We start from the raw sequence: 18,027 nt of genomic DNA on the forward strand, positions 1-18,027 counted from the left end.
AATTAAAAAACAGCCCGGGATTCAGGCTGTTTTTCTCTGTGTTTAAATGTTCAGATCAATGAATTAGAAATCGTTCTTTTTGGCATCGTAATCAAAATCGGCAAAACGCTGACTGTCCTGCTCGTATTTATCGCAGTTTATTTCGATGCTCAGCGGACGTTCAGGTCTTGGGAATGGCCCTTTGGTATATCCGAGGCTATTATCTGCATAGACTTTGGACATAAATTTCACCCAAATAGGCCTGGCTGTCCTTCCCCCTTGTCCGGCTGTCCAGCTTCGAAAGTGGATCGCTCGGTCATCACCGCCTACCCAAGTCCCGGAGACAAGATCTTTGCTGACTCCCATGTACCATCCATCGGAGGCATTTTGGGTCGTACCTGTCTTTCCACCTAGCTCATTTCCTTCGCGCAACGTATATGGGACACCTTGACTCGTTCCCCCTCGCTCTTCAAATCCACCTCGAAGCATATACAGCATCAAATAAGCATGCTCTTCGCTCATCGCCGGTTTTTTTCTTGGGGTGAATTGTTGAATAACATTTCCGTTTTTATCCTCAATTCTGTCGATGTAATACGGGGTCGTATGCTCTCCTTTGTTTACAAACGTGCCAAAGGCTCCAGTCATTTCAAAAACTGAAACATCATTTACCCCCAATGCCAAGGACGGCACTTCTTCCAAGTCGCTGGTGACTCCAAGTCTTCTGGCAGTTTCCATGACAATCTTTGGACTTAGTTTCTTCATCATGTATGCGGTGACGGAGTTGACAGATTCAGCCATTGCTTGTCTGATGGTCATTTTTTCGTAGCTAAACTTTCCGTCTGCATTGGATGGACTCCATGCCGGCTGACCAGGGATGTAAACTTCCACTGGCTGGTCAATTACGGAATAGCAAGGGCTGTATCCGTTTTCGATTGCCGCTGCATAGACGAATGGTTTGAACGTAGACCCGGGTTGCCTCTTGCCTTGCTTTACGTGGTCAAACTTGAAGTATTTGTGATCGATGCCGCCCACCCAAGCCTTGATATGCCCGGTGTGCGGATCCATGCTCATGAATCCGGCCTGGAGGAATTTTTTGTAATACCTCATCGAGTCCATAGTACTCATCAGGGTGTCGATCTCGCCTTCCCAAGAGAAGACCCGCATTTTCTTTTTCTCGTTCAGCTTGAGGTCGATAGAGTCCGTGTCATCTCCATATCTCACTTTGAGGAGACGATAAGCTTCTGTTCTTTTTACTGCACTTTCAATGAAATTGGGGATGACCTGCCAGTTTTCATCGATCCAGGGATCTCTGTTTCCCATTTCCTTGAAGAATGCCTTCTGCAAATCGGTCATGTGCTCATTGACGGCTTCCTCTGCATAGCGCTGCATCCTGCTGTCTATGGTGACATAAATTTTCAGCCCGTCACCAAAAAGGTCATAAGCCGAACCGTCGGATTTTAGGTTTTCTTTGGTCCATTTTATTAGATCTGCTTTGACGATTTCTCTGAAATAGGTGGCCAGACCATGGTTTTGATTTCGGACCCTGTAGTCAAGTTCAATCGGCAGATTTGAGATGGAATCGAATTCTGTCTCGGACAGAATGCCGTTTTTTTCCATTTGGGAAAGAACCGTATTTCTCCTTCTGAGGGAATTTTCCGGATTGAAAACCGGGCTATAATAGGTCGGTGCTTTGAAAAGTCCCACCAGGACAGCAGATTCTTGGACGTTCAGTTCGGAAGGGAGTTTGTTGAAAAACGTTCCTGCTGCGGTTTTGATCCCATAAGCATTGGATCCAAACTCTGAGGTGTTGAGATACAAAGTCAGGATCTCGTTTTTGGTATAAGCCTTTTCCAGTTGCGTAGCCACGATCCATTCTTTGGTCTTGATGATCAGCATCCGAAGTCCTGGGATAGAGCTTAAAACACCTTGAGAGGCATCAGTACGGGTTTTGAAAAGATTTTTGGCGGTTTGCTGGCTAAGTGTTGATCCCCCGCCTGCATCCTGTCCAAGCAAAATAGACTTGACAAAAACCCGCATCATGGCGATCATGTCGATCCCGGAATGTTCTTCAAACCTCACATCTTCGGTAGCTACGAGTGCCTGAACCAAATTTGGAGAAAGGTCCTCAAATTTTACCGGGCTCCTGTTTTCACGTGCGTATGTTCCCAGGAGAAACCCATCAGCTGAATAAAGCTCAGAGGCCAGTTCACTCTCCGGGTTTTCAAGAGCCTTAAAGTCCGGTAGTGAACCAAACAAGCCCAGAAAATTGATGCTGACCATCCAGACAAAAAGGATGAAGAAAAGCACCCCCCCAATGAAAGCGATCCAGAGGTATTTTATTGTTTTACCGGCCCAATCAGGAATTGTGGGTTTGGCAGATTTTGACATAGGATTTTACTGATATATGGTACGGAAGAAGGTTCGGTATTCTTCCAGGTTTTTGGATTTATTTAAAGTCTGAAAGTTTTCGATCGAGATGAAGAAGGAATTATTCCTTGCTTCCTCAGGAAACCCATCCGATTTGAATTCCTTTGAAAACTTCTCGTAATAGGCTTTCGCTTTCTCTGCGTTTGCAAATGGACTGATTATATATATCGCATTCTCCGGGCTCATGTTCATATTTCCGGTGCGAAGCCTGGCATTTGGGAAAGCAGAAGCATGGTAATTTTCAAGATCGCCAAGTAGATTTTTTGCTACCTCGGCTTCTGTACGGGTCAACGCAATCACAAAGATATGAGTTTGTGATTCGTTCAGTTTATAAGGTGAGTCAGCCGGAATTTCTTTAGCCTGATTTTCAGCCTCCAGATTTGCCAAGAGCTGGGAGGAATCTACCGCAACACTGTCCTTGGGAGCCATTGCCGCTAATTCTTCACTGCTCAGCAGTGGTCTGAGCATATTTCTTGCCAAACTGACCAGAGCCTGATCTTTCGTGTTCTCGATATAGGATTCCAGTCTTGACTTAAACCTGTCGCGGCTTTCCAGCTTGCCGGTCACCATAATATCGAGCAGGAGAAGCTTCTCTGTATTGCGGGTCAGGGGATATTCTTCAAGAGTGGATTTTACCACTTGTCGAGCCTTTTGATACTGACCGGAATAATAGGCGTTGTAGGCTTCCTCGTAACCCTTGGATGATTCCAAAGCTGCCAGATTTCCGGATGCGGCATCCGGATTGTTGACCGAAAAGGTGTATTGGGATTCGGGAAATTCCCTGTTGAGCCGCCCTACGTATTGCTCAAAATTCCCTCCCGAATCTTTTTGTCCCAAGTAAAGCAGGTAATAGGCTTCGGGTTTTCGGGCCGTATTAGGAAAATCCCGGATCAGCGTTTCCAGGTTGTCAATGCTCGGTTCGATTTCCTTCAGGTCAAAGTAAAGCAGTTTACCAAGTTCAAAGTAGGATTCTTCCAGTTCCCCGTTGATCAAAGCCAATTGCTCCGGATTGTTGGGGATTTTATCCAAAAGGCTTTCCAAAGTAGGCAATCCTGCCAAAATCGGATTTTCTGCTGGTGCAAGGGAATCCGTATTGATAGGCATCAAGTCAGGTTGGGTGGTGGTCTGAAATATAGCCGCCCGCCTCCTCCAATTGTCCTGCAATGGACGGTTTCCCCAAGTCCTGTTAAATTCAATCACACCTTGCTGCATGGCAGCACCGTTGTCGAAGTAAAAACTGGCACCCGGATCCTTGCCGCTAAATGCCAGCAGGTTGTTGAAAATATTGGAGTTCTTGGGTTGATCTTTTGCCTGTGCTTCTTGGATCAGTCTTTCCTGTTCTGCTAAGATGAAACGCTCTGCAAGCGCAGTCTGCTCCTTCGTACTCAATCCGGCAATTGTTTTCAGACTGTCATTTAATTGAATCCGCTCCACATGGAATACATATTGATCCAGGGTTGCTTTTTGGTCTTGGATTTCGATGGCTACCGGGTCATCAGCTTTTATAAAGGTGAGCGCACTGTCCAGGTAATATTTGCTGGCGCGGAAGTCTTTGAACTCCTCAAAATTGATCGCTGCAAGCTTCTGGTAGATATAGCCTTTGAGACGGGGATTACTTCCCGGCTCTTTGGCAGCCTGATGGAGGAGATCAATGGTGAGAGGAATGTCCCCCTGTTTTTCCTCAAATAGGGCTCTCTCGTAGATCACCACATCTTTAAGGTCCTTGTTTTTGGGATCCTTATAAAGTTCCTCGTAATAGTTTCGGACTTTTTTGAGATCCTTGCTTGCGTTCAGTTCGGCGACTTGCTGCGCATAGAGTGTGGCAAAAAAGCTTCTTTCGTAGGGAGGATTTCCATCCAGCGACTTTCGGTAATAGTCATAAGCCAAGGCGTCCAAGCCTTCCTTCTGATAGCGCTGGGCAAGGATGAAATTGATCCGCGATTCTTCTTTTTTGTCCGGTGCGTATTCCACAGCCCTGTCCAGCGCGCCAATTACCCCGTTTTGGTCTATTCTTGTCTCATAGTAATAGGCCAAAGTCCGGAAAAGGGCAAATCGGTTTTCGTCACTGATTTCAGTCTCCTTGGAAAGATAGTCTATTGTGAAGTTGGCGTTTTCATATTCCCGCTTGTCTACATAGAGTCTGAGCAGGCTAATAAGAGATTTGTGCCGAAGTTCTTTGTCTTTACTGTTACTGTTGACGTATTTGAAGGCATTCAGGGCATCGTCCTGTTGTCCTTGGAGGTAGTCTATTTTCCCCAACAAGTAATAGCTGTCGTCCACCCATTTGGAAATCCTGTGCCAGTCAATTGCTTTGGAGGAAAGTTCGTGGGCTGAATCCAGTTTAGCTTTATATGTTTTGACGGTGCCCGAATCAATCGGGATGAAGACAGGCAATATCTGTGTAAAATCTTCTTTGTAGTTGGTCAAAACCTGATTTTCTACTTCTTTGATTTTAGCATCAGCTAGGTAATACGCATTGAAATGGGAGGTCAGGTTGTGGAAAGTCCTGTTGGTAAAGGTGTTTTTCTCAGAGGAACAGGCTCCGATAATTATAAATAATACAACCGCCAGACCGGAAAACTTTTTCATTTCAGAATTAACCTAATTTAAGTGCCAAAATAGCCTTTTTACCTTACTAAGCGAACGCATAAAAAGCGCAAATCGTGCCATCTCCTTAATTTGAGCTTCCGCTTGCTGAAAATTTTAGATACTTTCACTTATCATGGACAAGATGGATGAGAAAAAAAAGGAAAGAGAAAGTGGCCCACCAGTCTATGTCAAGTACATCGGGCTTTCGTTTCAGTTGTTCGGCATTATCGGGGCCGGGACTTATTTTGGTTGGTGGCTGCAGCAGCGATCTGAAATGAAATTTCCGATCTGGATTCTTGTGTTTTGTTTTTTTTCTGTCTTTGTCGCCTTTTATCAGCTTTGGGTTTCGATGAAGAGGGATAAGTAGTGGTCAGTGATCAGTAGGCAGTCTCAGGGATCAGTCGCAGTGGGATTGTCAGTTCAATCGTGATCTAATGATCTTCTGTTTATTACCGAATTGGATAAAAAATTGGGGTAATTTTGCGCAAAAAGTCAAAGATGACACTTCCCAAAAACATCCACTTCCGCTTTCTGATAGCCACCGCGACACTGGTGGTTTTGGTATTGGTTCTTCAATTTGTCCTGCCTGTAGTTATTCATCACAAGATTTGGGAAATCTTGGGCTTTATGGTAATTCTGTCATATTTGATCAGCTTACTCAACTCCTTTTTGCTTAAAAACTTTGAAGATAATTTTTTCCAAATCATGGTTTTGGCAATGATTCTTAGATTTATTGCCTCTTTGGTATTCATTGGGATCGAAGTTTGGCTCCAAATGGAGAATATTATTCTGTTTATAGCCGATTTCTTCATAGTTTTTTTGTTCTACTTAGTTTTTGATATCTACGCCTTTCTGTCTAACTTGCGGCCGATTTCGAAGTAGCCCTCAAAAATAAGAGTTGATGACGCGTAAACTGCTGGCCCTAAGTCTTTTATTATCAGCATTTTTGCTGGGTTTTTCCAGCTCCACTTTCGCAGCTGAATCAGAAGAAGATAAGACGAGTTTTATAATGCATCACGTAGTGGATTCCCATGAGTGGCACTTTGCGACTTTTGGCCATACACATGTGACGCTTCCTCTTCCGGTGATTGTATATTCCGGAGATCGTGGATTGGAATTTTTCAAATCTTCTGACTTCCAAAATCACGAAACTCACAAGTTTGGGAAAGAATTTGCCCACGAAGGCTATTTCATCGATGACCACGACCACTTGGGTCGAGTTGACGGTGCAAGCTTCACTGAGCTGTCGATCACCAAAAATGTGGTGATGATGTTTATTGTGATATTCATCGTCGGATATGTTTCTCTTTCTGCAGCCTCTCACTACAAGAAAAACGGGGCAGTAGCTCCAAAAGGTGCCGCAGCGCTCATTGAGCCGATTGTGATCTTTGTCCGTGACGAGATTGCCCACAAATCTATCGGTCCCAAATACAAGAAGTACGTTCCCTATTTGATTACCCTTTTCCTTTTCATCTGGGTTGGTAACCTGCTGGGCTTGATGCCAGGTGCGGCAAACATGACCGGAAATATTGCTGTTACTATGACGCTGGCAGTATTGACCTTCATCATCACCAATGTCAGTGGAAATAAGGACTATTGGAAGCACGTGTTTGCAACTCCCGGCGTTCCGATCCCAATGTTGTTGATCATTGTGCCGGTAGAGATTATCGGGTTGTTTACCAAGCCATTTGCCTTGATGGTCCGACTTTTTGTCGCCATCACAGCAGGCCACATTGTAATCCTCGGTTTCATCGCCTTAGCATTCATTTTCGAATCGTATGCGATTGGTTTGGTGAGTACTGTGATGGTGACTTTTATCAATATCATCGAATTGCTCGTGGCCACAATTCAGGCATATGTATTTACGCTGTTTACAGCAATGTACATCGGCGGAGCAGTGGCAGAACATGCGCATGACGATCACCATTAATTAGAAATTTCTTTGTTCAATTTATAAATTCTACACTTATGTTAATGTCTATCTTGTTGACTGCTGGTTATGCTCTTATGGGAGCTGGTATCGGTGCAGGTATTGTTGCGATTGGCGCAGGCCTAGGTATCGGTCGTATCGGTGGTCAGGCAATGGAATCCATTGCTCGCCAGCCAGAAGCTGCCGGTAAGATCCAGGGTGCAATGTTGATCATTGCTGCTTTGATCGAGGTGGTTTCCCTGTTTGCAGCAGTAATCTGTTTGTTGATCGCGCTTAACATCGCGGGCATCCAATAAACAAAAACGGAAAGGGATTGGCGCTAGGCCTTTCCCTTTTCTTTATTTTCTATTGAACAATCTGAAATAAATCACATCAATTCATGGATTTAATAACCCCAGGTTCCGGTCTTATTTTCTGGCAGCTGATAGGCTTCCTAGGTTTGCTTTTCATCCTGATCAAATTTGCGTGGAAGCCAATGCTTGCCGCTTTGGAGGAAAGAGAAACCAGCATTGAGAATTCGTTGAAAGCGGCAGAATCCGCTCGAAATGAAATGGCAAATCTGAAAGCTGACAATGAAAAACTGCTTCAGGAAACTCGTTTGGAGCGCGATAACATTTTGAAGAAAGCCCAGGAAGCATCTGTCAAAATGATCGAAGATGCCAAAAACGAAGCTTCTAAAGTTGCCGCTCAGCAGATCGAAAATGCCAAGGCCGTAATCGAAACTGAAAAAAGAGCTGCGCTTACCGAAGTGAAAAACCAGGTGGCGATTTTGACGCTCGAAGTAACCGAGAAACTGTTGAGAAAGACCTTGTCTGACGAAAAAGCCCAAAAGGCGCTTGTCGACGAATTCGTAAAAGATATAAAGCTTAACTAAGCCCTCATGTCAAACCAAAGAGTTGCATACGCTTATGCCAAATCTCTGATGGAGCTTGCCATCGAAAGAGGCCAGTTGGAAGAGGTGTATCAGGATTTTCTTTATTTGGCCAAACTGGCCCGCTCCAACAGAGAGCTGGAACTTGTGATGAAAAATCCCATCGTGAGTACGGATAAAAAGCTGAACATTCTGAATGCGCTTTACAAGGAAAGAGGAGCTACAAAAGCAACTTTGGCTTTCTTTGAGATCATCTGCAGAAAAGGAAGAGCAGAAGTTCTGGCTGATATCGCAAGGGAATTTCAGGTACAGTACCAACTTCACAATTCCATTCAGGTAGCGGAAGTGACTACGACTTTTCCCTTGGATGAAAAGCTCCGAGCCGAATTCACCAAGATTGTTCTGGAAATCTCCGGAATGAAAGAGGTGAAGCTGACCGAAAAAGTCAACCCGGACCTGATTGGAGGATTTATCCTGAGAGTCAATGACCGACAGCTGGATGAATCTCTGAGCAGCAAATTGAGAGAACTGCGTGTGGAGTTTTCCCAAAACCATTACCAAAGTAAAATCTAAAAAGCATAATAGACGATAACATGGCAGAAGTAAGACCTGATGAAGTTTCGGCAATCCTGAGAGAACAGCTCGCGGGTGTCAGAACTGCAGCCGAACTTGAAGAAGTAGGTACAGTCCTCCAGGTAGGGGACGGTGTAGCCCGAATCTATGGACTTTCCAAAGCTCAGGCCGGTGAATTGCTGGAATTCGACAACGGAATGAAAGCGATGGTACTGAACCTCGAAGAGGACAACGTAGGTGCTGTATTGTTTGGGGATTCCAAAGAAATCAAAGAAGGCGATACCGTAAAAAGAACCAAGAAAATTGCTGCTATCCACGTAGGTGAAGGCATGCTCGGAAGAGTAGTCGATACTCTGGGTAACCCAATTGACGGAAAAGGTCCTATTTCCGGCGAACTCTATGAAATGCCTCTGGAGCGTAAAGCTCCCGGTGTAATCTACCGTCAGCCGGTAAACGAACCGCTTCAGACTGGTATTAAGTCTATCGATGCCATGATTCCAATCGGACGTGGTCAGCGTGAACTGGTAATCGGTGACCGTCAGACTGGAAAGACTGCCGTGGTAATCGATGCCATCATCAACCAAAAAGAATTTTACGAAAAAGGCGAGCCTGTATTCTGTATTTATGTAGCGATCGGACAGAAAGCTTCTACAGTAGCAGGTATCGTAGCTGCTTTGGAAAAAGGCGGCGCACTTCCATATACCGTGATCGTAGCCGCTCCGGCTTCTGATCCAGCTCCGATGCAGTTCTTCGCGCCATTTGCCGGTGCTGCAATCGGTGAATTTTTCCGTGACACCGGTCGTCCAGCCTTAGTGGTTTATGATGACCTTTCCAAGCAGGCTGTTGCTTACCGTGAAGTTTCCCTATTGTTGAGAAGACCTCCGGGACGTGAAGCTTATCCAGGTGACGTATTCTACCTTCACTCCAGATTGTTGGAAAGAGCTGCCAAAATCAACAAATCAGACAAAATCGCTCAGGACATGAACGACCTTCCTGAATCGATCAAGCATTTGGTAAAAGGTGGTGGATCTTTGACTGCTCTTCCGATCATCGAAACTCAGGCTGGTGACGTTTCTGCTTACATCCCGACTAACGTGATCTCCATTACTGACGGTCAGATCTTCTTGGAAACCAACCTTTTCAACTCCGGTATCCGTCCTGCGATCAACGTAGGTATCTCTGTATCCCGAGTTGGTGGTAACGCACAGATCAAATCCATGAAGAAGGTTGCAGGTACTTTGAAGTTGGATCAGGCTCAGTTCCGTGAACTTGAAGCTTTCTCCAAATTCGGTTCTGACCTGGATGCTTCTACCAAGCGTACCATCGAAAGGGGCCGTCGCAACCAGGAAATCCTGAAGCAGCCACAGTATGCTCCGGTATCTGTAGCGCATCAGGTGGCGATCATCTATGCTTCTACCAAGGGTCTTATGGACAGTGTCCCTGTAGATAAGGCAAGAGCATTTGAGAAGGAATTCTATCATTTGCTTGATTCCACCTATCCTGAGGCATTGCAACTGATCCTGAAAGGTGACGTGGATGGTGCAGGAAAAATTCTTGCGACCGCGGCTGCTGAATTGGCACCGAAATACGCTAAATAAGTAAAAATCCCCGGTGAGGTCACACTCACCGGATTTCTATAAGTTCAAATCACTGATGGCTAACCTTAAGGAAGTAAAGCAAAGGATCAACTCGGTAATCTCGACACAGCAGATCACCAAGGCCATGAAAATGGTATCCGCCGCCAAGCTGAGAAGAGCTCAGGACAAAATCATTCAGATGCGTCCTTTCTCTCAGAAGTTGACAGCTATTCTGAACAACGTGTCTGCTGCCTCCGAAGGCAATACAGACCTTGTTTACGCCGAAAAGCGTGAGGTGAAAAAGGTGCTTCTGGTGCCGATCACTTCGGACAAAGGTCTTTGCGGAGCTTTCAATACCAACGTGATCAAGGCAACCAATCTTGCGATCAGAGAGCAGCTTGTAGGTGCTGAAGTGACTGTAATGCCAATCGGTAAGAAGTCATTCGAGTATTACAAGAAGACCAAATTTGCTCTGATTGATCAGTATTCGACCTTGTTTCATGACTTGTCTATCGAAAATATCCGAATAGCAGCCAATCATGCGATGGATGCTTTTGTGGCAGGAGAATTTGATCAGGTGTTTTTGGTGTTCAACGAATTCAAAAACGTTGCCACTCAGATTATCCGTACCGAGCAGTTTTTGCCAATGGCACCAGCTGAAACTTCAGCTGCAAACACTGTCGAAACCGATTACATTTTGGAGCCTTCGCGTGAGTTTATCATCGAGGAATTGGTGCCAAAAGCGCTGAGAGTACAGTTTTACAAAGCAATCTTGGAAAGCAACGCTTCCGAGCATGGAGCGCGTATGACAGCGATGGACAAGGCTACCGAAAACGCCGGAGACCTGCTCAAAGAATTGAAACTGATGTATAACAGAACCCGTCAGGCCGCCATCACAAACGAGATCCTCGAGATCGTTGCCGGTGCCGAAGCCCTCGGAGGAAAGTAATTACAATAGATCCCAAAGTGGAACCACAGCTCGCAAGGGTTGTGGTTTTTTGTTTTAGGATTGATTTACCAAAAGTAAATTAAAAAAGGTGAATTGATGAGTCTGCCCTGATTGGATAAAAAGAACCTGTACCGTTTCCAAAAGCCATGAGTCGAACAAGAAGAAGTTTTACCACTCAGGGAGTTTGATTGAATTTTGGATTCCTAAATATTTTTCTAGTTGAGATCTAATAGGTTAGATATTTTTTTAGTTGAACTTGCCCGCCTTAATGAAAGAAATCATTTGGAAAATGTATTTTTAAAAAAGAGAAAAATAATGAAAAAACTATTACTACTAGTAATTATTATCTGCACTTTTTCGTGGTCAGGATACTCACAGAATAGTTCTCTCCCTTTTAAAACGAAGGAGATAAAATCAGATACTAAGGACGATGTTCGCTCGATTATTGGTTCTGACAGAAATGGAGTTTATGTCTCAGGATTTCGAAATTCTAATGCTTTTATTGAGTTTTTTGATCTTGATTTTAACCTAACTAGATCAATTTCTTTGGATGGATATAACTATAATGCAGATGGTCCAAATGAAAGGAATATAGAGTTTTTCTTTATTGATAAGGAAAGAGAGAAATTGATTTTGGCTTTTACTACGTACAAGGATTATGTTTCTAGCTTGTATTTCGTGGATATCGATACTAATTCAGGTCTTATTTCCGATTCAAGATTGGTTTATTCTGAAAAAGGAATAAATCGAAAGAATACTTTCGCTTTTGTGGAAGATAAAAATGAGATTTTTTTTGGTGTTTATTCATTGCTCCCTACGCCCAGTGAGAAATTTGAATCATCATTATTTATGATAGTTTTTAATAAGGACTTTAAGCCAATAAAGAGTAATCATGTTACACTTCCTATTAAATTGAATTTGGAGGGCGAAATGGATTCATCGAAAAAATTTGTTTTGCTGAGTACTAAAGGAGATTTTGTTTTTTTGATGAAAATCGGTCTAAGGAAAGCAAGGAAGAACGGTTATAAAGATTACTACTACCATGTTTTTCAGGTTTCTGATGTGTCAGGAGAATACAAACAGTCTATACTTGGAAATGCAGACGACAAGAATTTGGCGGATGTTTTTATACATGAAGGAGATTCAGGGAATCTGATTTGTGTTGGAACCTACATAGATGAGAGTGGGTATATTTTCCCCGCTACTCTAGGTGTCGCTGTATATACTATTGATCCAAGAAATTTTGGAGACCCCAGTTATTCCTTTATCCCTTTTTCGACCGAGCAAATTGCCCAACTTCAGACTAAAAAAGGCCAGTATTTGGGAAAAGCTATACGTAAAAAATACACCAAAAAGCGACTGGCTATTGGAGCTCCTGCTTTTGGGTTAAACTCTTCTCGTTTAGAACAGGATGAAACAATAACATTGTTCGGCACATCTTCGGCTTTGATGAATGTTAGAACCGGGTCTTTAAATTATACAATGGAACATGGAGGGGATATGTACGTCATGAGTTTGTCTGACTCAAGGAACTTGTCTATTCATAGCGTCCAAAGGAATTACTTCGGAGTGACTTCGTTAATGCCCAACGTCCCTGTTTTTGATCAAATTGGCAATTCCAACGGTATACTTTTTTTGGATTCGAATAAGTACGATATAAAATTTTCAACAGTAAATGACTTTGGAGAAGTCAGGACAAGTTTTCTAGCTAGCTTGAAAAGAACAAAAGGGCTAAAACATGCAGAAATTGATTCTCATTGGGATGATGAGGAAGACAAGATATATTTTCTTGCTAAGAAAAAAGATTTGGGTAGATATGTATATAGTTTGATAGAGATTGATCTTAAAACGCTTTAAAAACTCCACCTGGGAGTAGTATCACGATTATGATAGGTGAGATTGCATCTACACCTTCATATAAATCCAATTTTGTAATATGCTTTGGATTATGAGAATATGTTTTACTAATATAAGCCAATTGAAAATTGTTAAGAATATTTGGGTGAAGTTGCAAACTTCACCCAGCATACAATTGAACTTCATGGATGCTGAGAAGAAACTACACCTAGGAGGGAGCTGGGAAGAAACTGTATCTAGTGGGGTACAACCACCTAGATGGTGTCTCTTTGTAACAAAGAATAACCAAAATTCAAGATTTCTTGTAACAAAGTATAACCAAATTGGATCTTTTCAGTAGTAGACCAAAAGTAGCTAGGAGCCAGTTCGCCTGAACCTTCAATTGACAGCTGAGGAAATTCCCAAACCATTTTCTGATTTTAAAGGAATTTAAGCCATCCTTACCGAATTGTATTCTCCAGCACCACCACAGAGGGCCCTTGCTTGATCCACTTTTGGCCCAATCCGGTGGTATCACCCATAGGTAAGAAATAGACAAAAGAGCCCAGAACCAAATCGATATCTCCATCCCCATCCAAATCGCCTGAATCCATCACAAACCATCGTCCATTGGTGGATTGGGGAAAGGTATAGTCCGTAAACTTCAGGTTTCCCAGATTTTCCAGATAGACAAAGCTCTCTTCCGGATACCGGATGTAGTCAGGAAAGAAGGAAATGGCGGCAATATCCAAATCCCCGTCCAGATCAAAATCCCGCGGGATTGCCTTGTAGGCTCCGTTGAGCTGGTAAAACCAGGTTTGGGAAAAATTGAACTTCCCGTCGTTTTCGAAAATATAGATGCCGTGGTAGCTTTTCAGAAAGGGAGTCCGGTCAGCATTGTCACCGCTTACATAGATCAGATCCTCTAACCCGTCCCCGTTGAAATCCGCCAGTTCGAGGTAGAGTGAACCATGAAGGGGGGAAAAGGAAAGCAGTTTTTTCTCGGTGAAATTGCCTTTTCCCTGGTTGGTATACAAAAACACCCCCTCATCACCCTGCGCCATCAGAACCAGGATATCCTTCAGTCCATCGCAATTGACATCGCGGACCAAGGCAGTGATTGCTCCCGGTTTGGCCCGGAGGATTTTTTTGGTGTAGCGGTCCTTGCCTTGGTTTTCAAACCAGACCAGCTTCCCAGTCAGGTCGCCGTATTCACAGGCGACGAGGTCTTCGAGCCCGTCGTTGTTGAGGTCGCCAAAGGCCAATTGCACCGGACGCTGCATCCCGCTGATGATTTCTTTGGCATTGTCGTAGCGGCCTGAATTTCCCGTCTTGGTGATTTTTTGGAGCGAGCCCGCAGGAAGGTCGTTGGGGAATACTCCGTCTCCGGCAATGGTCAGAAAGAGGGTGTCTTTTCTCTCATAAAAATCTACCGGAGTTCTGTTAAAAAAAAGTTCGTAGTCCAATTCAAGTCCGGAATTGAGAAAGGTCAGTACGCTTTGGCTTCGCTTTCCGTCACTGAAGACTAGCCCGCGCCGATCCGGCAGGATTTTCACCATCGTGGTCATAGTAGGACGCTGGGAATAGGTTGCTTCTTTGTAGCGGAAATGCTTTAGACCTTTTGTGATCGGATTTTCTCGTGTGGGTGTAGGGAGGGAATCGGGAGAGTTTTCGAGGTAATAGGCCACAATCTTATTCCAATCCTCCCGTGCAAGTACCGGCTGCTCGGGATAGATGTTTGCCTGCCTGACAATTTCCCCACCCGTGCGGGGATCAAACAGACTGTCAGGTTGATGCTCACCCTTATAAATACCCATCCGGTGTCCCATGGATGGCAGGACGTCCTCCTCCCAACTGGATCGGGGCAGCAGACCTGGTTCGACCAGAGAATGGCATCTGGTGCAATGGGTGGCAGCGAGTTCTTTGCCTGAGAGGTTGCTTTCTGTCAACTCGAGAATGGGAGCGGTTTCAGTCTCTTTTCCGCCCGTGCAGGAGAAAAGTACCACTAGAAAGACAAAGACGGGGATAAACTGCTTCATGAAAGCCTCAAGTTCGGGATTTAATTTGGGTCTTATTCTTTGATTTTACTTTGCAAAAGAAAGGGCTAATAGGTTCGCTGAATCCACCGTTCAAAAAAGACATCATAAACTTCATAGTAAAGTGAACCATTCTTGTCGTATTCTTTGAAAATCAATTCTTTGTCCAGCAGGGAATCAATGGACTTGAAGACCGTGGCGGCACTTCCCAATTGGTTTTTTGCAATAAAGTCCTTTGAGGTTGGGGCATAGGCCGATCCGGTTTTGGCTATAGCTACCAAAAGTTTCCATTGTTGGGTGCTGAGGAGTGTTCGATAATAGAGGAAGAATGTCTCATTTTCCTTTAGAATGTTGTTTGCGCAAGTGTGCCAATCCTCTTGTTCATAGTTCATTTTTGGTACTTGGAATAAGTTATTGCAAAGTACTTGGACGTAGTAAGTATGGCATTTGGTCCATTCAAGCACTTGTTCGGCTAGCTCCTCTCCTAGGGTTTTTCCATGTGAAGAAAAGGTGTTTATGATAAAGCTTTTATATTCTTCCTTTGTGATTTTTTCCAACTTAATTGGACTTGCACTTTTGTAAAATGGGCGGGATGGGTCTGTAAACATTTCCGTCAGCAAAGTTTGTCGGCTTCCTGAAAAGAGGAAAAAAACATTCTGCAATTGCTGGATGGCGGACCTGAGCCATGCGTCTGTGTTTTGTTCGGGGTAGGTGTGAATCTGCTGAAACTCGTCGATGGCAATCACGGTTGGCTTTTCCAAAGCTGCCAAAAAAGAAAGAATGTCCCGAATGGGCTTTTCCGTTTGGCTGGTTTGGAAACTCACCTGAGGAAGTCCGCTCAATTGGTCAAATGAAATGATTGGGCGTAAACTTTTTACAAATCCCCAGACTTTTTTGCCGATGGTGTCCTCCTCAGAAAAATTTTGAAGTAGCGCGGCCGCAAGTGAATCCAAGAACTGTTGCTCGTTTTCGGTAGGAAGTATATCGAGGTAGATATACCTCCAGTCCTTGGGCAAGAGCTCCCGGATGTGGTAGATCAATGCGGTTTTCCCCAAGCGCCTATTGCCCATAAGCAGGCAGGATTGGCCGTTTTGAAGGAGTTGGATGATTTTTTTACTTTCTTGCTCACGGTCACAAAAATACTCCGGGCCATAGTATCCAGTAGTAGGAAAGGGATTGGTCGGGGTTTTGAATTTTTTGGACATTGGATTTCGCAAGCAAGCATTTTACTAAAGGTAATTTACTTTTAGTAAATTACAAAAAGTAAATTATAAAAGATGAAATTGGGTTCCGGTTTGTGGGGACATCAAGCCTGGTGGAGCAAGGAAAAACCAGAGCTAAAAAAATATCCTGCTTCTCCGGAAGCAGGATACCAATAAAATCGGCTGATCCTGGTTAATCTTTCAATTTTTCAATCCGCCACGGCGGACAAGTAATTCAAATCTTCCAATTAGCCCTACAACCTAATCCTCCTTGCAATCACATTTGCCATGATCGTCAGGCCTTCTTTATTGGGGTGTACACCGTCCGGAAGTAATTCGGGTTTGTCCTGAAGCGGCGTGTAAAGATCGATCACCTCTGCTCCGGACTTTTGCACGATTTCGAAAAGCATAAGTCGCTGCTCATTGTTCATTATTTCAGGATTGATTCCGAAGTTTTCCCGGGTTACCGGGACAGGGAAAATCACATAGACCTTTCCGTCGGCAGGCATATTTGCTCGAAATTCAGCAATCAAATCCAGATAGTCGTTCACAAAATCGGCTTTATGTGCCCAGTTTTGGGGTTTGGAGTCATTTGTACCAAGCTTGATCAACACCACATCCGGTTGGAAATCCTTGGCCTGCTGAAATTGGGGCTCATTCCAATAGGGGTAATCTCCTTTTTTCAAGAGCGTTCGTCCGCTGACTCCGAAGTTTTTTACATCATAAGCATCGCCTAGTAATGCTCCGACTTGAAGGGGATAGCTGTCCGGATTGTCTCGGCCCGGGCCTTGGGTGATGCTGTTGCCTACAAAAGCGATCCTAATAGGGCTTTGGGCAAAAGTGCAAATAGTTACAAATAGTGCGGCGAATTGGAGTGAGAGTTTTTTCATAGTATCATTTTTTGTCAACGGACCACAGTCCACCGACGACAGCCATTTGGGAATGAGGGTTTATTTTTCCTCAAAATAGAAAAAGTTGCTCAGAAATTCTTGGCTTTCCATCGACGCTCCATTTTGACCATTAGGGACGGTTTGGCATGAAAAGCGTCAGCTTTTCCTCTGTGCTCTTGAAAAAGTTCGATTCAAGCTTGAATGATTGTTGCTGGTCCGAGGATAAATTGTGGAATTTTTTTTCTCCAATTTCTCTGCGGTAGAAAAGAACAAAAAACCTTTGTGATTCTTTGCGGACTTGGCGGTTTAAAAAGAAAAATCCAACTTATTTTCGGCTATGTCAATTTTCCGAAAGGCTCTCCAATTGATGTCCTGGCTCTCCATCGACGTGGCTTTGGGAGCAATGGCAGGTATGTTTTTTTTTGAAAAGCTGCTTCATGCCCAATTACATTGGCCGGCCTATCTGCTTCTGGGACTTGCTGTCTGGAGCATTTATACGCTGGACCACTTGCTGGATGTCAGAGGTAAATACCTGCCGCTTTCACCACGAAGGGCTTTTCACCTGGCCTATTGGAAAACGTTGGGAATTTCTCTTGGCATTGCAGTCCTTCTGGGAATGATTGGGGCATTTTGGTGGTTTGGCTGGGGAAAAGAACTTCAGCTGACATTGTGCCTGGTCCTGCTGATTTTGGGGAGCAAACTCCTGATTCGAAGAGCCGGTCCCGGCTGGATGAAGGAACTTTCCATTGCGATGTTTTATGTGGTGGGAATTGTCTGGCTCCCGCTGCTTCGGGCAAACGGACTCGATCTGCTCTGGCAAGATCTGGTCTTTCTACCGGCGTATATCGGTTTGGCTTTTTTAAACCTGTTGATGCTTTCATTTTTGGATCAGGATGAGGATCAGCAAGCAGGCTTTTTCTCCGCTGCATGGACTTTGTCGCCCTTGCTATTGATTCAGTCCATCCGAAATTTGGCCTTTGCTCTGATCTTTATCTCTCTTGCGGGTTTTGTATTGCTTTCTTCGTTTTACCGGCCATTTGCCTGTGTTTTGTTGCTCATGGCTTTGATTCATTACCTGACTTTTTTCCACTCAGGATTATCTCCCGAGCAAAAAAGAATGCGAATGGAAATCAGTTTTGTACTCCCCTCGCTGCTCCTTTTTCTCTAG

General features: G+C 44.1%; 15 protein-coding genes. 10 read left to right on the top strand and 5 right to left on the bottom strand.

Translation table 11 applies throughout. The features are described 5' to 3' along the window. Window positions 1-63: 63 nt before the first annotated feature. Complete coding sequence (locus tag B0E43_RS20170; RefSeq protein ID WP_077353185.1) at window positions 64-2,367, bottom strand: penicillin-binding protein 1A; 2,304 nt, start codon at window positions 2,365-2,367, stop codon at window positions 64-66. A gap of 6 nt (window positions 2,368-2,373) precedes the next feature. Beyond that, window positions 2,374-4,995, bottom strand: a complete 2,622-nt coding sequence (locus B0E43_RS20175) for a lipopolysaccharide assembly protein LapB (protein ID WP_077353187.1) — start codon at window positions 4,993-4,995, stop codon at window positions 2,374-2,376. A 142-nt stretch (window positions 4,996-5,137) separates the two neighbouring features. Here B0E43_RS20175 and B0E43_RS20180 point away from each other — a divergent pair, with 142 nt between their 5' ends. The 9 genes from B0E43_RS20180 to B0E43_RS20220 all read left to right on the top strand — a co-directional run bounded on the left by B0E43_RS20180 (window position 5,138) and on the right by B0E43_RS20220 (window position 12,752). Further along, window positions 5,138-5,362: an AtpZ/AtpI family protein gene (locus B0E43_RS20180; protein ID WP_254423480.1), complete on the top strand. Its 225-nt coding sequence runs from the start codon at window positions 5,138-5,140 to the stop codon at window positions 5,360-5,362. Window positions 5,363-5,429: 67 nt separating this feature from the next. Next, entirely contained in the window at window positions 5,430-5,672 is a 243-nt protein-coding gene (locus B0E43_RS23110; RefSeq protein ID WP_139352838.1) for a hypothetical protein, read from the top strand. Between the two features lie 224 nt (window positions 5,673-5,896). After that, window positions 5,897-6,925 (top strand): F0F1 ATP synthase subunit A, encoded by a 1,029-nt coding sequence (gene atpB / locus B0E43_RS20190; protein WP_077353193.1) that lies wholly within the window; start codon window positions 5,897-5,899, stop codon window positions 6,923-6,925. Between the two features lie 38 nt (window positions 6,926-6,963). Continuing rightward, a complete protein-coding gene (gene atpE / locus B0E43_RS20195) occupies window positions 6,964-7,221 on the top strand; it encodes an ATP synthase F0 subunit C (protein ID WP_077353195.1) in 258 nt (85 codons plus the stop codon). An 83-nt stretch (window positions 7,222-7,304) separates the two neighbouring features. Further along, the gene (locus B0E43_RS20200; protein ID WP_077353197.1) at window positions 7,305-7,799 is read left to right on the top strand and encodes a F0F1 ATP synthase subunit B; all 495 of its coding nucleotides are present in this window, start codon (window positions 7,305-7,307) and stop codon (window positions 7,797-7,799) included. 6 nt (window positions 7,800-7,805) lie between these two features. Then, window positions 7,806-8,369, top strand: coding sequence for an ATP synthase F1 subunit delta (gene atpH, locus B0E43_RS20205; RefSeq protein ID WP_077353199.1), 564 nt, complete (start codon window positions 7,806-7,808; stop codon window positions 8,367-8,369). Window positions 8,370-8,389: 20 nt separating this feature from the next. After that, a complete protein-coding gene (gene atpA, locus B0E43_RS20210) occupies window positions 8,390-9,967 on the top strand; it encodes a F0F1 ATP synthase subunit alpha (protein ID WP_077353201.1) in 1,578 nt (525 codons plus the stop codon). Window positions 9,968-10,022: 55 nt separating this feature from the next. Continuing rightward, on the top strand, window positions 10,023-10,895 hold the full coding sequence (atpG, locus tag B0E43_RS20215) for an ATP synthase F1 subunit gamma (protein WP_077353203.1): 873 nt from the start codon (window positions 10,023-10,025) through the stop codon (window positions 10,893-10,895). Window positions 10,896-11,210: 315 nt separating this feature from the next. Continuing rightward, window positions 11,211-12,752 carry a hypothetical protein gene (locus tag B0E43_RS20220; RefSeq protein WP_217349188.1) on the top strand — a complete coding sequence of 514 codons (1,542 nt, stop codon included), beginning with the start codon at window positions 11,211-11,213 and terminating at the stop codon, window positions 12,750-12,752. Between the two features lie 440 nt (window positions 12,753-13,192). Here the strand turns inward: B0E43_RS20220 and B0E43_RS20230 are convergent, their stop codons facing one another. The 3 genes from B0E43_RS20230 to B0E43_RS20240 all read right to left on the bottom strand — a co-directional run bounded on the left by B0E43_RS20230 (window position 13,193) and on the right by B0E43_RS20240 (window position 16,859). Continuing rightward, a complete protein-coding gene (locus B0E43_RS20230; protein ID WP_077353206.1) occupies window positions 13,193-14,770 on the bottom strand; it encodes a VCBS repeat-containing protein in 1,578 nt (525 codons plus the stop codon). Between the two features lie 65 nt (window positions 14,771-14,835). Further along, a complete protein-coding gene (locus B0E43_RS20235; protein ID WP_077353207.1) occupies window positions 14,836-15,972 on the bottom strand; it encodes an ATP-binding protein in 1,137 nt (378 codons plus the stop codon). A gap of 251 nt (window positions 15,973-16,223) precedes the next feature. Beyond that, a complete protein-coding gene (locus B0E43_RS20240; protein WP_077353208.1) occupies window positions 16,224-16,859 on the bottom strand; it encodes a GDSL-type esterase/lipase family protein in 636 nt (211 codons plus the stop codon). Between the two features lie 337 nt (window positions 16,860-17,196). On the opposite strand from B0E43_RS20240, the gene B0E43_RS20250 reads away from it, so the two are divergent. Next, a complete protein-coding gene (locus B0E43_RS20250; RefSeq protein WP_139352839.1) occupies window positions 17,197-18,027 on the top strand; it encodes a hypothetical protein in 831 nt (276 codons plus the stop codon).

It is taken from the genome of Algoriphagus sp. A40, assembly GCF_002002735.1.
Classification (GTDB): domain Bacteria; phylum Bacteroidota; class Bacteroidia; order Cytophagales; family Cyclobacteriaceae; genus Algoriphagus.